This is a genomic window from Rhizobium lentis, from assembly GCF_014200175.1.
Taxonomy (GTDB): Bacteria; Pseudomonadota; Alphaproteobacteria; order Rhizobiales; family Rhizobiaceae; genus Rhizobium; species Rhizobium mulingense.
This window is the reverse complement of sequence record NZ_JACHBD010000001.1, coordinates 288,933-303,824: the sequence shown is the minus strand read 5'-3', so window position 1 is coordinate 303,824 and position 14,892 is coordinate 288,933. Positions and strand designations below refer to the sequence as shown.

At 62.5% G+C, this 14,892-nt stretch carries 15 protein-coding genes; 3 read left to right on the top strand and 12 right to left on the bottom strand.

The features are described 5' to 3' along the window. Window positions 1-28: 28 nt before the first annotated feature. The 12 genes from GGI60_RS01515 to GGI60_RS01460 all read right to left on the bottom strand — a co-directional run bounded on the left by GGI60_RS01515 (window position 29) and on the right by GGI60_RS01460 (window position 10,824). Window positions 29-442, bottom strand: coding sequence for a hypothetical protein (locus GGI60_RS01515; protein ID WP_064803291.1), 414 nt, complete (start codon window positions 440-442; stop codon window positions 29-31). Between the two features lies 1 nt (window position 443). Continuing rightward, complete coding sequence (locus GGI60_RS01510) at window positions 444-2,048, bottom strand: putative PEP-binding protein (RefSeq protein ID WP_183913185.1); 1,605 nt, start codon at window positions 2,046-2,048, stop codon at window positions 444-446. Further along, window positions 2,032-2,376: an HPr family phosphocarrier protein gene (locus GGI60_RS01505; protein ID WP_064803287.1), complete on the bottom strand. Its 345-nt coding sequence runs from the start codon at window positions 2,374-2,376 to the stop codon at window positions 2,032-2,034. The genes GGI60_RS01510 and GGI60_RS01505 overlap by 17 nt, the downstream gene beginning before the upstream one ends. Continuing rightward, the gene (gene dhaM / locus GGI60_RS01500) at window positions 2,376-2,774 is read right to left on the bottom strand and encodes a dihydroxyacetone kinase phosphoryl donor subunit DhaM (RefSeq protein WP_183913187.1); all 399 of its coding nucleotides are present in this window, start codon (window positions 2,772-2,774) and stop codon (window positions 2,376-2,378) included. The genes GGI60_RS01505 and dhaM overlap by 1 nt, the downstream gene beginning before the upstream one ends. Window positions 2,775-2,788: 14 nt before the next feature. Further along, a complete protein-coding gene (dhaL, locus tag GGI60_RS01495) occupies window positions 2,789-3,388 on the bottom strand; it encodes a dihydroxyacetone kinase subunit DhaL (protein ID WP_183913893.1) in 600 nt (199 codons plus the stop codon). A 68-nt stretch (window positions 3,389-3,456) separates the two neighbouring features. Then, a complete protein-coding gene (locus GGI60_RS01490; RefSeq protein ID WP_183913188.1) occupies window positions 3,457-5,097 on the bottom strand; it encodes a dihydroxyacetone kinase subunit DhaK in 1,641 nt (546 codons plus the stop codon). Window positions 5,098-5,150: 53 nt separating this feature from the next. Then, window positions 5,151-6,158, bottom strand: coding sequence for an ABC transporter ATP-binding protein (locus GGI60_RS01485; protein ID WP_183913190.1), 1,008 nt, complete (start codon window positions 6,156-6,158; stop codon window positions 5,151-5,153). Continuing rightward, entirely contained in the window at window positions 6,151-7,248 is a 1,098-nt protein-coding gene (locus tag GGI60_RS01480; RefSeq protein WP_183913192.1) for an ABC transporter ATP-binding protein, read from the bottom strand. Before GGI60_RS01480 ends, GGI60_RS01485 begins: the two co-directional genes overlap by 8 nt. Before the next feature lie 3 nt (window positions 7,249-7,251). Beyond that, window positions 7,252-7,464 (bottom strand): hypothetical protein, encoded by a 213-nt coding sequence (locus tag GGI60_RS01475; protein ID WP_183913194.1) that lies wholly within the window; start codon window positions 7,462-7,464, stop codon window positions 7,252-7,254. Next, complete coding sequence (locus GGI60_RS01470) at window positions 7,461-8,414, bottom strand: carbohydrate ABC transporter permease (protein ID WP_183913196.1); 954 nt, start codon at window positions 8,412-8,414, stop codon at window positions 7,461-7,463. Before GGI60_RS01470 ends, GGI60_RS01475 begins: the two co-directional genes overlap by 4 nt. Beyond that, window positions 8,411-9,379 carry a carbohydrate ABC transporter permease gene (locus tag GGI60_RS01465; RefSeq protein WP_085860931.1) on the bottom strand — a complete coding sequence of 323 codons (969 nt, stop codon included), beginning with the start codon at window positions 9,377-9,379 and terminating at the stop codon, window positions 8,411-8,413. The genes GGI60_RS01470 and GGI60_RS01465 overlap by 4 nt, the downstream gene beginning before the upstream one ends. A gap of 119 nt (window positions 9,380-9,498) precedes the next feature. Then, entirely contained in the window at window positions 9,499-10,824 is a 1,326-nt protein-coding gene (locus GGI60_RS01460; RefSeq protein ID WP_085859755.1) for an ABC transporter substrate-binding protein, read from the bottom strand. Between the two features lie 518 nt (window positions 10,825-11,342). Here GGI60_RS01460 and GGI60_RS01455 point away from each other — a divergent pair. The 3 genes from GGI60_RS01455 (at window position 11,343) to GGI60_RS01445 (ending at window position 14,796) form a co-directional block, all read left to right on the top strand. Continuing rightward, on the top strand, window positions 11,343-12,788 hold the full coding sequence (locus GGI60_RS01455; RefSeq protein WP_183913198.1) for an MFS transporter: 1,446 nt from the start codon (window positions 11,343-11,345) through the stop codon (window positions 12,786-12,788). Between the two features lie 189 nt (window positions 12,789-12,977). Next, complete coding sequence (locus GGI60_RS01450; protein WP_183913200.1) at window positions 12,978-14,042, top strand: sensor histidine kinase; 1,065 nt, start codon at window positions 12,978-12,980, stop codon at window positions 14,040-14,042. A 202-nt stretch (window positions 14,043-14,244) separates the two neighbouring features. Then, a complete protein-coding gene (locus GGI60_RS01445) occupies window positions 14,245-14,796 on the top strand; it encodes a DUF924 family protein (RefSeq protein WP_183913202.1) in 552 nt (183 codons plus the stop codon). The last annotated feature ends 96 nt before the right edge of the window (window positions 14,797-14,892 follow it).

The window sequence follows — 14,892 nt, the reverse complement described above, 5'->3', positions numbered from 1 at the left end:
CCAGAGCCAAGCATTACGCCACGTCAGTTCACTGCTCACTCGCTTCTGAAATCGCGACGATCTTCTGCACAAGATCGGAGATCGCCTCTTCGAGCAGGCGGTTTTTGCGATCGTCACCGAAGTCAGGCACCATCAGCGACAGGTGCCGCAATTTCTCAGAATGGCCGAGATCCGGCAGCTTGCCGGGATGGGCAGCCTGATAGGCTTCGAGAAAGCGCTCCTCTTCAGCGGCGCTGAAATGGCAGACACGGACGATGGTTGCCAGATGGCGCGCCGGCAGCGGGGTCGCATATGTCGGACTGGTGATCTGGGTAACGAAGCTGCGATGTTTGCCAAGCGCCGTCGCCAGGCGCTGGCGCGTGCCCGATGGCCTGTTGTCGATGATCTGCGCCAGAATGGACTTGTAGACGATAATGGCGTCTTCGGTGTCTTCGCGCGCCATTCTATTCTCCGGCTGCCTTTGTGCCATCGGCATTGAGACCGATGATTGCCGAGCTTATCGCTGGACGCCGGGCCGGCGCCACGGAAAAATGCCGGAGGCCAGCGGCGAGCAGCCCGGAGAGATAGCGGGGATCGCCGGCCATATCGCCGCAGATGCTAACGGGCTTGCCGGCGGCAAGCTTCACCGCCTGGGCAATAAGCCGGAGCACGGCGGGTGCGGCCTTGCCGGCATCGACGTTGATGTCGTCGCGGGCGGATGCGGCAAGATATTGAGTGAGATCGTTGGTTCCGAACGAGAAGAACGCCGCCGACCCGAAGGTGTCGAGCATCAATGCGGCCGATGGTACCTCAACCATCATGCCGATCGGCGGCATCCGGTGTGGCAGCGAACGGCGGCCGAGCCTTTCGGCTTCTTCCCGGAATATCTCGCGCATCCTGTCGATTTCCTCGGGAAAAGTTACCATCGGCAGCATCACCGAGAGCCTGCCGTAGACGGCGGCGCGCAGCAGGGCGCGGGCCTGCACACGGGCAATTTCCGGCCGGGCAAGCAGCAGCCGGATGCCGCGCAGGCCCGGTTCGAGAATCGGCATGTCTTCGAGGCCGGTGAGCGGCTTATCGCCGCCGATGTCGAGCATTCTTATGATCACTGGCTTTTCCCCCGCCTGTTCCAGCACACGGCGATAGATCGCCTCTTGCCTTTCCTCGTTGGCGGCATCGGCGAGCGAAGTGACCGAAAATTCCGAGCGCATCAGGCCGACGCCCGCCGTTGCCGGATCGAGCGCGTCGATCTCGGCGGGATCGTTGATGTTGATGGAGATGAGGATCGGCACGCCGTCCGCCGTGCGGAGCTCGCCGCTTACGGTTTGCGTGTCGACGGCAGGCACTTGAGTGGGTGCCGGCGGCGGGATCAGCATGCCGCCCGCCTGCAGAATGACCGCACCGGCGTCGCCATCCACACTGACAGGATCGCCGTCTGCGGCTGAAAAGCGCCCGGTGGCGACAACCATCGGCACGGATTTCGCCCGTGCGAGCAGGGCGACATGGCCGGCGGTGCTGCCCGCAAACAGCGCGATGCCGCCGCCTTTCGACCAGTCGTGGGCGAGAAAGCGACTTGGCTCCATGTCCTTGCCGACGAAGACCGAGCCGGCCGGGAAATCGGCAACCGGGGTGCCGGCGAGCGCGCCGAGCACACGGTTCTTGATGTCGAGAATATCGACGGCACGCGCCCGCATCTGTTCCTCGTCGGCCGCTTCGAGTTCGCTGATATAGGCGTCGAGCGTGGCGACCCAGGCGAAGACGACGTTCTGGTCCTTTTCCATACGCGCGCCGGTCGCTTCCGCGATCGTTGGATCTCGCAGCACCTCGATCTGAAAATCGATGATATCGCGGCTTTCGGCATCGGCGCCCTCGGCAAGGCGCTCGAGTTCGCCGATCGAGATATCGATCGCCTTTTCCAGCGCGCCGAATCCGCCGGCCATTTGAGGCGGGAGACCGGCGTCCGGCCGCTCGGCGGCGGAAGGAGCTTTCGGCTCCTCCGCGAGAAAGGCCGGGCCGGATGCGACGCCCGGGGATGCGCTCTTTGCTTTCAGCCTAAGCGGTTCGGCCATGTTTCTTTTCCTCATCGAAATTGCGCTCGATGAGTTCCTTCAGCGCACGGATCGCCTCTTCGGCGAGAATGCCGTCGGCGCGGATCCGGAGGACAGACCCTTTGCGGATTCTCGCATTCATGATCTTGATGATGCTCTTGCCGTTCAGCCAAACGTCGCTGCCGTTGACTGCGACCTCGATCGAACAAGGGAAGGACTTGGCAAGCCGCGTGAAGGTGACGGAGGGGCGGGCATGCAGCCCGACGCCGTGCTTGACTTCCACCTCCGTCTGGCAGTTCACATGCAATGGACCAGGCTCCTGTTTTTCAATACGCAATCCGTTCGTCATCAGGGGGACAGTTCCTCGGCTGTAGCGACGACCTTGGCCAGTGACGCGCCCCCCGACGCTTCGGCAGCAGCGATCACGGCGCCTTCGACCAAAGGCGCGTTGCAAATGGAGACGAGCGCCGAACGGGGAGGCCCCAGCATTTCGATCGCCATCTCGCTGTTGGTTTCGGCGCCGCCGAGATCGACGAAGACGGCGACGCCGGCATCGGACCAGGCGGCTTCGATCGCCCTCAGGATGCCGCCGGCATCGGTACCGAGTTCGCCGTGGACGTTGCCGCCCGACCAGGCGAGCGGCACGCAGTCGCCGACCATCTGGCGCACCATGTCGGCTATGCCGCGTGCCACCAGCGGCGAGTGGGAGACGATCACGATACCCACGTTTGCGGTCTTAGCAGTCATGTCGGTCCTTGCATTCATTGGGGCCGCTGCTCCCCGAGATAGCGGCAGATCGCAGTGGTCAGCAACGCGCAGCTCCACGCGCCGGGATCGACGTGGCCGATCGAACGGTCGCCGAGATAAGCCGCACGCCCGCGCATCGCCTTCATCGCGGCGGTCCTATTGGCGGAGCGTTCGGCCTTGCGGGCGATGTCACCGAGTGGTGATCGCTTCGCCAGTGCCGCATGCACGGGATAGAGTACGTCGAGTAGGGTCTTGTCGCCCGTATGGGCGCGTCCGCGCCTTGCCACCGCGTCGATCGCCTGTTTCAGCACCTGCGGAAAATCGGCCGCTTCCTCACTTTTGCGAAGCTCGCGGCCGATCTCCATCAGCAACGTGCCGTAAAGTGGGCCGGCCGCACCGCCGACATTCATCACCAGCGCCAGGCCGATCTTTTCCACCGCGTCGGGGAAGGGCAGGTTGGACAGGCTCTCGCCTTCGGCGCTCACCGCCTCGCAGCCGCGCCACATATTGGTTCCGTGATCGCCATCGCCGATGGCGCGATCGAGCGCGCAAAGGTGATCGGTATTCTCCGCGATCGTCGCGCGGCACACCTCGATCAATCCTGCCACCAGCATCGGTTCCGCCTGCACTGCCGTCCTCCCTGTTGCCACATCTCCCGCGCGGCTCTCAAACTTTACGCCGCTCAGGCCAGGCTTGCCACCACTCCAAACGCGCCAGCAACGGCGACCGCACCGGGATCGGCAACCCCCGCCAGATCCCTTTCTCCGACATAGGAGGCGCGTCCGGCTCTCGCCTTCGTCATCGTCTTCGTCGACTCCGCACCCGCTGCGGCTGCCTTTGCGGCTGCGCCGACATCGCCGGATGCGAGCGCCTGCAGGGCAGGTGAGAGCGCATCGACCATCGTCCGGTCGCCGACTGAGGCTCCACCATAGAACGTCATCCTGTCGAGCCCGGCAAGAAGGGCTGCCGATATATCGGCCTTGTCGACCATCGCCTTTGCCGCCGCTGTGAAGAAGATCGACAGCAGCACGCCGCTCGATCCGCCCATGCTGGTACGGAGAATATCGCCAAGCGAGGCGAGCGTTGCCGCCGGCCGGTCGAGCGGCAGCATGTCCAGGCGCGCAAGCACGCTGCGGGCGCCCGTCGCCACCGTCGAGCCGGTATCGCCGTCGCCGACGCGGCCGTCCAGCCTATTGAGTTCGCTTTCCTGCGAAATCAGATGCTCACAGAGCGCCGTGATCAGGCGACGGTTGCGGCTGTTCTCCCCGGCCACTGCCGCGCCGTTCAATCCGGCTGATGTTTTCGGCGCGGCGATGATCTGGATCTCGTGGAGCTCGACGGCCGGCACCCAGGCATGCGGTTCGACCGTAGCCGTCAGCGCCGCTTCACGCGCGGCATCCAGCCGGATCAGCGACAGCGAGAAACCGTTCATGTTGAGCGCAGTCATCATCGGCGCCGGGCCGATGATCAGCCGGATGCGGCGGCCAAGCGATGAGGACAGCACGGCATTGGCGATGACGGTCATTTCGAGCGGCGGCACGGCGCCGAGATTGTTGATGAGGAGGGCGTGACTTGCCCCCTCGCGCAGCGCAGGCGACAGGCGCGCCACCATGGTGGCGACGATATCGGCGACTGGCTGCATGGCGATACGCTCAAGGCCGGGCTCGCCATGGATGCCGAGGCCGAGTTCGCCTTCATCAGCGCCGAGACGGTCCTCATGCGCCTGGCCGGGCACGCTGCAGGTGGAGAGAGACATGCCGAGAGAGACGATATCGCCAGCCGCACTTCTGGCCTGGGCTGTGACCGTCGTCAGGTCCTCGCCCCTTTCGGCGTGATAGCCAACGATCTTATGGACGAACAGCGTGCCGGCGACGCCGCGCGGCTGGTTGATGCCGGGGATGGCGATGTCGTCGGCGACGATGACCATCTCGACGTCAAAGCCTTCGGCGCGCGCCTTTTCGGCGGCGAGGCCGAAATTCAGGCGGTCGCCGGTGTAGTTCTTGACGATCAGCAGGGCGCCCTTCGGGCCCGTCACGGCCCGAATCGCCGTCAGCACGGCATCGACACTCGGGGACGCAAAGATTTCGCCGGAGACGGCTGCCGTCAGCATGCCCTTGCCGACGAAGCCAGCATGCGAAGGCTCATGGCCGGCGCCGCCGCCGGAGATGATCGCCACCTTCGACTTGTCCCAGTCCGCGCGCAGGATCACCTTGATGTCGGGAAAGCTGTCGAGGCGGGCGAGACGACCGTTGCCGCTCGTCAAAAGCAGACCGTCCAGAGCTTCGGTAACGATGGTTTCCCTGCGGTTGAAAAAGTGTTTCATCGATTGAGACCCGTCTGTTTGTTTTTCATGCCGTCGTCATGTGTGTTTGCCGGTCAGAACAGGCGCTGTCCAGCCGCATCGAAATAAAGCGGATCGCGCAGCGTCAGGCTGATTCGGTCGCCCGGCGCGATCGCCAGATATGGATCTGCAAGTGTGACGAGCTTGTGATTGCCAGCCCTAATATGGAGATGGTTTTGGTCGCCGAGATGCTCGATCCAGTCGATCTCGGCATTGGCGTCCTTGCCGACAATGATATCGAGATGTTCGGTGCGGGCGCCGACTGTTTTTGTACCAGCCGGCGGCTGACCGCCGGGAAGCAGGTCCGCCGGCAGAAGGTTGATATGCGGCTGGCCGAGGCGGGCGGCGACATGCAGGTTGGCGGGATTGCTATAGATTTCGCGCGGCGTTCCGACCTGCATCAGCCGGCCCTCGGCAACGATGCCGATACGGTCGGCCATGGTCATGGCTTCCACCTGGTCGTGGGTGACATAGAGCAGCGTCGAGCCCAACTCCTTCTGGATGCGCTTCAGCTCCAGGCGGAGTTCGGCGCGCAGCTTGGCGTCGAGCGAGGACAGGGGCTCGTCCATCAGATAGATCGCCGGCCGGCGCACCAGTGCCCGGCCGATTGCGACACGCTGCATCTCGCCGCCGGAAAGCCTGGTCGAGCGGTTGGCGAGTTTATGGTCGATCCGGACCATGCGCGCGACCTCGCGCACGCGGCGGTCGATCATCTCGGCACTCAGCTTGCGCACAGGCGCCTTCAGCGGGAAGGCGAGGTTGTCGTAGACCGTCATGTGCGGATAGAGCGAATATTGCTGGAAGACGAAGGCGACATCGCGTTCGGCGGGCGCCTCAGTGGCGACATTGCGGCCACCGATTTCGATGCGGCCGCTGTCCGGCTTTTCCAAGCCGGCGATCAGCCGCAGCGTCGTGGTCTTGCCGGCGCCTGTGGGACCGAGCAGCACGACGAATTCGCCGTCGCGGATCGACAGATCGAGATCGGCCAAAGCCTGAGTATCGCCGAAGCGCTTGGCGAGGTTCCTAAGGACGACGTCAGCCATGCCGGGTCTCCTGATAAAGCTGCGATGGCACCGCGCGGCCCGACGTGCAGTCGAAGAGCGTGAGTTTTACCGGGTTGAATTCCAAGCCGACGGTCTCGCCGATCCGGAAGGTGCGATTGGCGGGAACGCGGGCCTTTATAAGGCTGCCCCGAGTTTCGACAGCCACGACCTGATTGGTGCCGAGATATTCGCTGCCGTAGACGGCGCCGCGAAGGGGCGACGCATCGCTGAAGCGGATATGCTCCGGCCGCACGCCGAGCGCCAGCTCGCTCTCGGCCATGTCTTGATGGATCTCGGGAACAGCGACATCGACGCCATCGAGCAGGATGGACGTGTCGCCGCTTTTCAGGCCAGAGGTGAAGCGCATGAAGTTCATCGGCGGCGAGCCGATGAAATCGGCGACATACATGGTCGCGGGCTTGGCATAGATCTCCTGCGGCGTGCCGAACTGCTCGATGACGCCATGGTTCATGACAGCGATCTTGTCGGCCATCGCCATTGCCTCGTGCTGGTCATGAGTGACGTAGACGGTGGTGGCATGGATGCGGTTGTGCAGTTCGCGCAGCTCGTGGACCATGACCTCGCGGAACTCGGCGTCGAGCGTGCCGAGCGGCTCGTCCATCAGGAAGCATTTCGGGCGCCGGACGATGGCGCGGCCGAGCGCCACACGCTGCCGGTCGCCGCCAGCAAGGCCGGAGACTGAGCGGTTGAGAATATGATCGATCTGTAGGAGCCGCGCGGTCTCGTCGACGCGCTGACGGATTTCGGCCTTGGGCATGCCCTGTGACAGCAAGGGGAAGCCGATATTCTTGCGCACATTCATATGCGGGTAGAGCGCAAAGAGCTGGAAGACGAAGGCTATGTCGCGGGCGCTGGCGCGGTTGAAGGTGACGTCCTCCCCGTCGAGATAGATCTTGCCGCTCGAGGGCAGCTCGAGGCCGGCGATCATGCGAAGCGTCGTCGTCTTGCCGCAGCCTGATGGACCGAGCAGCGCCAGGAACTCGCCGTCATGGACGGTGAAGCTCGAATCCTGAACGGCAACGAAGCTGCCGAATTCCTTGCGGAGATTTTCAATCCGGATGTCCGCCATGGTTCACTCCGCGAATTTCGAAACGATGATGAACATGACGGTGCCTGCAAGCAGGGTGACCAGCGAATAGGTGTAGAGCACCAGCAGGAAGGGCTGGAACAGCATCAGGAAGCCGAGCCCGATCAGCACGGTGGCGATGGCCTCCATCGGGCCGCGCCGCAGGAAGAACGGCCGTTTCGGACGGGCAGGGGTGCGTGTTTGCATCAGATGGTTCATTTGCGGACGGCTCCGAAGGTGATGCCGCGCAGCAGCTGCTTGCGCAGAAGGATGGTGAAGACGAGGATCGGGATCAGGAAGATCGTCGTACCGGCGGCAACGGCCGGCCAGTCCTGCCCACCCTCACCGATGATCGTCGGGATGAAGGGCGGTGCGGTCTGGGCGTCGCCTGAGGTCAGCAGGGCGGCAAACGCATATTCGTTCCAGGCGAAGATCAGGCAAAAGATCGCGGTGGCGGCGATGCCGGTCGTTGCCTGCGGCAGCACGACCTTGCGGAAGGCCTGCAGCCGCGTATAGCCGTCGATCATCGCCGCTTCCTCATATTCGCGGGGGATCTCGTCGATGAAGCCCTTGAGCAGCCAGACGGCGAGCGAGACGTTGACCGCGGTGTAGAGCAGGATCATGCCGAGCGCCGTGTCCGACAGGCCGAGCTCGCGATACATCAGGTAGATCGGGATGGCGACGGCGATCGGGGGCATCATGCGCGTCGACAGGATGAAGAACAGCAGGTCGTCGGCGAGTGGCACCTTGAAGCGGGAAAAGCCATAGGCGGCGAGCGTGCCGAGGAAGACCGCGAGGAAGGTGGAGCCGAAGGCGATGACAAGCGAATTGACGAAGCGCGGCACGAAATTCGACGGGCCTGCTATCACCATGTTCCGCTTGCGCGTCACCTCATCGCAAGTGCCGACCGGCGCCGGCAGCGAGGCGATATAATCCGGCGTCTGCCGGGTGCGCGTCGTGAACAGATTGCAATAGCCCTCGAGCGACGGGCTAAAGACGATCTTGGGTGGATAGCTGATCGAATCCGGCGGCGACTTGATGCTGGTCAGGAAGATCCAGACGAGCGGGATGAGGGTGATCAGCGCGTACAGTACGACGATGGTGCCGGCGATGCGCTTGTTGGACAGGCTCGGTTCTACGACCGAATGGGCGGAGTTAGCGGCACTCATCGTTGCTTCACCTTGTTCAATGCCTTGACGTAAATGTTGGCGAGGCCGAACACCGCGACGAAGAGGATGATGGCGAAGGCCGAGGCCCGGCCGGTCGCCCAGCTTTCGAACGCGGCGCGCTTAAGCGTGATCGAGGCGACTTCGGTGACCGAGCCTGGCCCGCCGCCGGTGAGCAGTGTCACCATGTCGAACATCTTGAAATTCTCGATGCCGCGGAAGAGCACGGCGAGCATGATGAAGGGCAGGGCCATCGGGACGGTGATCGACCAGAACTGGCGCCCCGGCGAAGCGCGGTCGACCTCGGCCGCCTCGTAGATATAGTCAGGGATCGAGCGCAGGCCGGCGAGGCAGATCAGCATCACATAGGGCGTCCACATCCAGGTGTCGACGATGATGATCGCCCAGGGCGCCAAAGAGACATTGCCGAGCATCTGGATATCGGAAGTCGGAATGCCTGAGACCAGCGACACGGCATAGGCGAAGAGCCCGATCTGTGGCTCGTAGAGAAAGCGCCAGAAATTGCCGACCACAGCGGGCGACAGCATCATCGGGATTAGGATGATTGTCGTCCAGAAGGCATGGCCGCGAAACTTGCGGTCGATCAGGTAGGCGAGCGTGAAGCCGATCACCGTCTGCAGCAGGATCGTCCAGAAGACGAAATGTGCGGTGGTCTGCATCGCCTGCCAGATGTCGGGATCGTTGAGGACGCGCTCGTAATTCCCGAGGCCGACGCCCTGCACCGGCGCATTCGGCCGATTGGCGCGGTAATTGGTGAAGGAGAGATAGAGCGCCCATAGCAGCGGGAAGATGTTGATCGCCAGCAGCAATGTGATGGCCGGCGCAATGAACAGCCAGGCGATTGCCCTGTCGGAGAGGCCGCGGACGCGCCGGGCGACCGAGACCGGCGTTGCCCTTGCTGTCGCATCGGCCGCCTTCTCGACAATGGAGGAATGGGAAATTGTCAATTCTTCACCCAGTCAATTGCGATTTGGAAGATCTGGCGGCCCGGCTCGTCTGCCGATCCGGGCCGCCATCCTGGTGAGGATGGCGCGCGGAGGGATTCCGCCTGTCCCGTCGTCCGACACTAGATCTTGCCGTCGTCCTTGAACACGTCGCTCCAGTCCTTCACCAGGCCGTCGAGCGCTTCCTTGGCGGTACCGTTGCCCGCGACCACGTAGTTGTGGACGCGCTTCTGCATGGCCTGCAGCAGCGAAGCATAGCTCGGCTCGGCCCAGAAATCCTTGACGATCGCCATCGAGTCCAGGAAGGCCTGGGCATAGGGCTGGCTCTTGGCAAAATCCGGCGCGTTAACGACGGAGTTCAGGCAGGAAAACCCGCCGAGCTCCCACCATTTGGCCTGCACATCGGGCTGTGCGAACCACTTGATGTATTGCAGGGCGGCGTCGCGCTTCTCGGAGTAGGAAACCACCGAGATGCCCTGGCCGCCGAGCTGGGCGAAATGCGCCTTTTCAGCCGGATTGGGGAAGAAGCCGATCCTGTCGCCGCCAACCTTCTCGTCCTTGTAGAGGCCGGGCCAGGTGAAGGCGAAGTTCATCTGCATGGCGACCTGTCCGGATTTGAAGGCGTCGGCGGATTCGACCATGTAGACGTTGGAGCTGCCGGGCGGGGTGCAGCAATCATAGAGCGACTTGTAGAATTCGAGGCCCTTGACCGCGTCGGCCGAGTTGACGAAGCCCTCCATGTCATAAGGCTTCTTCGGATTGTCGTACTGGAAGCCCCAGTCGTAGAGGACGTTGGTCACGCCCATGGTGATGCCTTCGGAGCCGCGCTCGGTATAGATCGAGGCGCCATAGACGGTCTTGCCGTCGATCTGGCGCTTCTGGAAGAACTCGGCGATATGCTTCAGCTCGTCATAGGTCTTCGGTGCCGCGAGATCGTGGCCGTATTTCGCCTTGAATTCCTTCTGCAGTTCCGGCTTCTCGAACCAGTCCTTGCGATAGGTCCAGCCGACGACATCGCCCATGGCCGGCAGCGCCCAGTAGTTCGGCGTGTTCTTCGGCCATTCCGAGTAGCCGACGACCGTCGCCGGCACGAAGTCATCCATCTTGATGCCTTCCTTGTCGAAGAAGTCGTTGAGCTTGACGTAGTGGCCGTTCTCGGCCGAGCCGCCGATCCACTGGCTGTCGCCAATAATGAGGTCGCAGAGCTTGCCATGGGAATTCAGCTCGTTGAGGAAGCGGTCGGCATAACTCGTCCAGGGAACGAATTCGAACTTCATCTGCGTGCCAGTCTTGGCGGTGAAGTCCTTCGATAGCTCGACCAGCGCATTGGCGGGGTCCCAGGCGGCCCAACACAGCGTCAGTTCATCGGCTTTGGCGAGATTGGGCAATGCCGACGACGTGACAAGCGCCGTGGCCAGCCCCAAAAGGGCTTTCGATGTTTTCTGCATAAGTTCCTCCCAGAACCAAGGCCGGCTCCCGCCAGCGTCGCACGTTCACCCATTTCAGAGAATGCTCACATGAACTCCTCACTCATCATGTTTAGCAATATGTTTAGTGATATCTGTTTTTGTAAACATTGCAAGTGACAATCGTTGCTGCAGTGCACAGGTAATTCACCTATCTCCAGGAGCGGTCTTTCGGGTGATCTGGGGAAATTTCATTCGCAAGCGTACCGATACGGCGAAATCTGGCCTCGCTGCGGGAGGGCTCGCGGGATATGGACCTCAACGCCGCTCCTGTTTTCCCGGAACGGTTCAAACTTGGCCTCGCTTCGGTGGGGCCTTTTTCTTGAATGGACGGGCCGCATCGGGAATATTCCGTCGCAGTGCGAGATTTACCCTTTGCGGACTGACGTAACGGGCGTATTCAGCCAGTGCGCGGTTTGTACGCGCCTCCCGCGGCGGACCTCCGATCAGCTTCCTTTCCGTTCCCTGTCGCGACACCCGGAATTTCCATTGGCAGATCGATGACCACGGCAGAGACGAGCGAGCAGGAGGAAGAGGTGGCGGGCGGCCGCCAGGCGAAGATCGTGGCGCTGGTCGTTGCAGTTTCCTTCTTCATGCAGATCCTCGACGGCACGATCGTCGCCACCTCGCTCCCGCAGATGGCGGCGAGCTTCAGCGTTCAGCCGGTGTCGATGAGCATTGGCATCACCGTCTATATGCTGACGATGGCCGCCTTCATTCCGCTGTCGGGCTGGCTCGGCGACCGGTTCGGGGCGCGGCGTGTCTTCCTGACGTCGATCGGCGTCTTCACGGTCGCGTCGTTGTTCTGCGCGTTCTCCGGCAGCCTCACAGAATTCGTGCTCTGGCGCGCCGTCCAGGGGGCGGGCAGCGCGCTGATGACGCCGGTCGGACGCATCATCGTGCTGAAGAACGCCCGCAAGTCCGAACTCGTCCAGGCGATCGCGCTGATCACCTGGCCGGCGCTGACCGCGCCGGTGATCGGCCCGGTGCTCGGCGGCTTCATCACCACCTATGCCAGCTGGCACTGGAACTTTCTCATCAACATCCCGATCGGCGTTCTCGGCATGGGACTGGTGTTGCGCTTCGTGCCGGAGCAGCGCGAGGCCGATGCCGGTCGTCTCGACCTCGTCGGCTTCCTACTCAGTGCGGCAGGGCTCACCTTCCTGCTCGCCGCCCTGGAACTCTCGGTCAAATGGGAAGGCGGGCTCCTGCCGGTCATATCAATGCTCGCAGCCGGCATCGTGCTCTCCGTCATGGCAACGCGACATTTCCTCACTATCGATAATCCGCTTCTCGACCTTTCGGCCTTCCGCGTCCAGACCTTCTCGATGTCAACGCTGTCGGCGGGCACGGCTTGCAGGGTGGCCATCAACGCGACGCCGTTCCTGTTGCCGCTGTTGTTCCAGCTCGGATTCGGGCTGAGTTCAATTGCCGCCGGCACTTATCTGCTTGTCTATTTCCTCGGCAATCTCGGCATGAAGACGGTGACGACGCCGCTCCTGCGCTTCTTCGGTTTCCGCAGGGTGCTTGTGCTGAATGGGCTGATCGCAGCGTTTTCGATCGTCGCCTGCGGTTTTCTGACGCCTGATACGTCGCAGTTTTTCATTCATGCGCTGCTTTTTCTCGCCGGCCTATCGCGGTCGATGGAATTCACCGCGCTGAACACGCTGGCTTTCGCCGATATAGGCCCGGCGCAGCGCAGCTCGGCCTCGACGCTGTCCAGCATGCTGCAGCAGGTGTCGATGCTGCTCGGCGTGGCCGTGGCGGCCGCCGTGCTCAACATTGCCGCGGCTCTCAGAGGGGCCGAAACCGCCGTTCTTGCGGACTTTCGTTGGGCCTTCGTCTTGGTCGGAGCGATCGGGGTCGTCTCGTCGCTGCGCTTCCTGCAATTGCCGTCGGAGGCGGGCGCGGAAGTTTCGGGTCATCGGAAATTTCAGAGAAACTAACCTGCCGACGAAAACAATCAGGCCGCTCTGCGGTACCGGTTTTCCGTTGTTGTCCTTTCGCGCCGATTGCGACAAGAGCGAGGGGTAGCGGCTGTTTACCTCGGGCGGTCAATGCAATACGACTTTGCCATGCGGACGAGTCGGGCGCTTGCGGTCCATCGTCGCTGCGGGAGAACGCCGGGAGACGGAATGAGCAATTCTAGCGGCGATGCGGACGGCCTGATCCACATCCTCTATATCGACGACGACGAGGGGCTGGCATTGCTGATGCAGAAAAACCTGCTTAGGCGCGGCTTTTCAGTCGAGTGGGCTAAGAATGGCGCTGCCGGTCTGGCGAGGCTCGGCGAAGGCGGAATCGATGCCGTCGTGCTCGATCACGTGCTGGCCGACGAAACCGGCCTCGACATTCTACCCTGCATCACAGCGATGCCCGATCATCCGCCGGTCATCTATGCGACGGGTTCAGATGATACCAGCATCGCGGTCGCGGCGCTGAAGGCGGGTGCCGATGACTACGTGCTGAAGGGGATTTCGGCCGATTATTTTGATCTGCTCGCGGCTGCTCTCGAACAGGCATTGGAGCGGACGCGTTTTCGCCGCGAGACGGCGCAGGCGCAGGAGGTGATCCGCCAGCAGCGCGATCTCGCCGAGATGCTGCTTGCCGAAGTAAATCACCGCATTGCCAACAGTCTCGGGCTGGTCGGTGCGTTGATTCGCATGCAATCCTCGATGACCAAGGACCAGGTGGCGATCGATGCTCTGCACGAAACGCAGATGCGCATCAACGCCATCGCCAGCGTGCACCGCCGGCTCTATACAAACCGGCAGGTCGGATCGGTGCAGCTCGATGAATATCTGAACAGCCTGCTGACCGAACTCGAAGCGTCGATGCGTGACGACAAGCGGCCGCATCGCATCATGCTGACTGCGGCGCCGGTCAACCTGGCGACCGACAAGGTTATCACGCTCGGACTGATCATCAGCGAGCTCGTCACCAACGCCTTCAAATATGCCTATCCGGACAGCGTGACGGGTGAGATCCGGGTCAGTGTCGACCAGACGGAAGAGGTGCTGAAGGTCATCGTTGAGGATGACGGCGTGGGGTTTGATCCTGAGAGCCCGGCCAGAGGGACGGGGCTCGGGACGCGAATATTGACGGCGATGGCCGCCAGCCTGAAATCGGATTTCGCCTATGATCCCGGTCATGACGGAACGAGGGCGACGCTGGTGTTTTCGTTGCACGAGGGGAAGTAGGATATGTGGTGCAGGGCGTGCCGCCCCCTCATCCGCCCTAGGGGCACCTTCTTCCGAAGGGAGACGGGGAATCGAGACGTTGTCACGAGTCTCTTCTACCCTCGGGGAGAGGTGCCGGCAGGGGCCGCACGGCACAGCATTATCCTTTTGCGATAGCTTAGTGACATCGCATCATCAAACCTAACGCAAGGGGAGGACAGACATGACGACGATCCGCGCGCCCCGCGAAGTCTATGATTTCTGGTTCGTTCGATGCGGCCGGGAGCTGTGGTTCCAGCCGCCGCCGGAACTCGACGTGGAGATCCGCGATGTTTTCCGCGACACGCATCTGGCGCTGGCCGCAGGCATCAGTGACGAATGGCGGGCCGATCCGATATGCCGGCTGGCGGCGGTCATCGTGCTCGACCAGTTCCCCCGCAACATCTATCGCGGCACGCCACTCGCCTTCGCAACCGACGGACTGGCGCTGCGGGAAGCCAAGCTCGCGCTTGCAGCGGGCGCCGATCAGGCGGTGGAGCCTGCCTGTCGCACCTTCTTCTACCTGCCGTTCGAACATGCCGAAAACCTCGACGAGCAGGAACGTTCGGTGGCCTTGTTCACGGCTCTCGGCGACGCGGAATACCTGGATTACGCCATCCGTCATCGCGATGTGATTGCCGCCTATGGCCGATTTCCGCACCGCAATGCCATCGTCGGACGGGAGGCGACGGCTGCGGAGCGTGACTATCTCTCCCGGCCCGGCGCCGGCTTCTGAGCGCTTCTCATGCAGGTCTTTCAAGTTCGCTGCGCGCCGTTTAGGCATTTCCCGCCTTTCTGTCGCCTTTGTTTGCAATGAAAAGCTGACATTCTA

What these genes read in the sequence shown, in the direction of transcription:
- GGI60_RS01515 (WP_064803291.1), bottom strand. Translation starts at nt 442, where the DNA reads ATGGCGCGCGAAGACACCGAAGACGCCATTATCGTCTACAAGTCCATT.
- GGI60_RS01510 (WP_183913185.1), bottom strand. Translation starts at nt 2,048, where the DNA reads ATGGCCGAACCGCTTAGGCTGAAAGCAAAGAGCGCATCCCCGGGCGTC.
- GGI60_RS01505 (WP_064803287.1), bottom strand. Translation starts at nt 2,376, where the DNA reads ATGACGAACGGATTGCGTATTGAAAAACAGGAGCCTGGTCCATTGCAT.
- dhaM (WP_183913187.1), bottom strand. Translation starts at nt 2,774, where the DNA reads ATGACTGCTAAGACCGCAAACGTGGGTATCGTGATCGTCTCCCACTCG.
- dhaL (WP_183913893.1), bottom strand. Translation starts at nt 3,388, where the DNA reads ATGCTGGTGGCAGGATTGATCGAGGTGTGCCGCGCGACGATCGCGGAG.
- GGI60_RS01490 (WP_183913188.1), bottom strand. Translation starts at nt 5,097, where the DNA reads ATGAAACACTTTTTCAACCGCAGGGAAACCATCGTTACCGAAGCTCTG.
- GGI60_RS01485 (WP_183913190.1), bottom strand. Translation starts at nt 6,158, where the DNA reads ATGGCTGACGTCGTCCTTAGGAACCTCGCCAAGCGCTTCGGCGATACT.
- GGI60_RS01480 (WP_183913192.1), bottom strand. Translation starts at nt 7,248, where the DNA reads ATGGCGGACATCCGGATTGAAAATCTCCGCAAGGAATTCGGCAGCTTC.
- GGI60_RS01475 (WP_183913194.1), bottom strand. Translation starts at nt 7,464, where the DNA reads ATGAACCATCTGATGCAAACACGCACCCCTGCCCGTCCGAAACGGCCG.
- GGI60_RS01470 (WP_183913196.1), bottom strand. Translation starts at nt 8,414, where the DNA reads ATGAGTGCCGCTAACTCCGCCCATTCGGTCGTAGAACCGAGCCTGTCC.
- GGI60_RS01460 (WP_085859755.1), bottom strand. Translation starts at nt 10,824, where the DNA reads ATGCAGAAAACATCGAAAGCCCTTTTGGGGCTGGCCACGGCGCTTGTC.
- GGI60_RS01455 (WP_183913198.1), top strand. Translation starts at nt 11,343, where the DNA reads ATGACCACGGCAGAGACGAGCGAGCAGGAGGAAGAGGTGGCGGGCGGC.
- GGI60_RS01450 (WP_183913200.1), top strand. Translation starts at nt 12,978, where the DNA reads ATGAGCAATTCTAGCGGCGATGCGGACGGCCTGATCCACATCCTCTAT.
- GGI60_RS01445 (WP_183913202.1), top strand. Translation starts at nt 14,245, where the DNA reads ATGACGACGATCCGCGCGCCCCGCGAAGTCTATGATTTCTGGTTCGTT.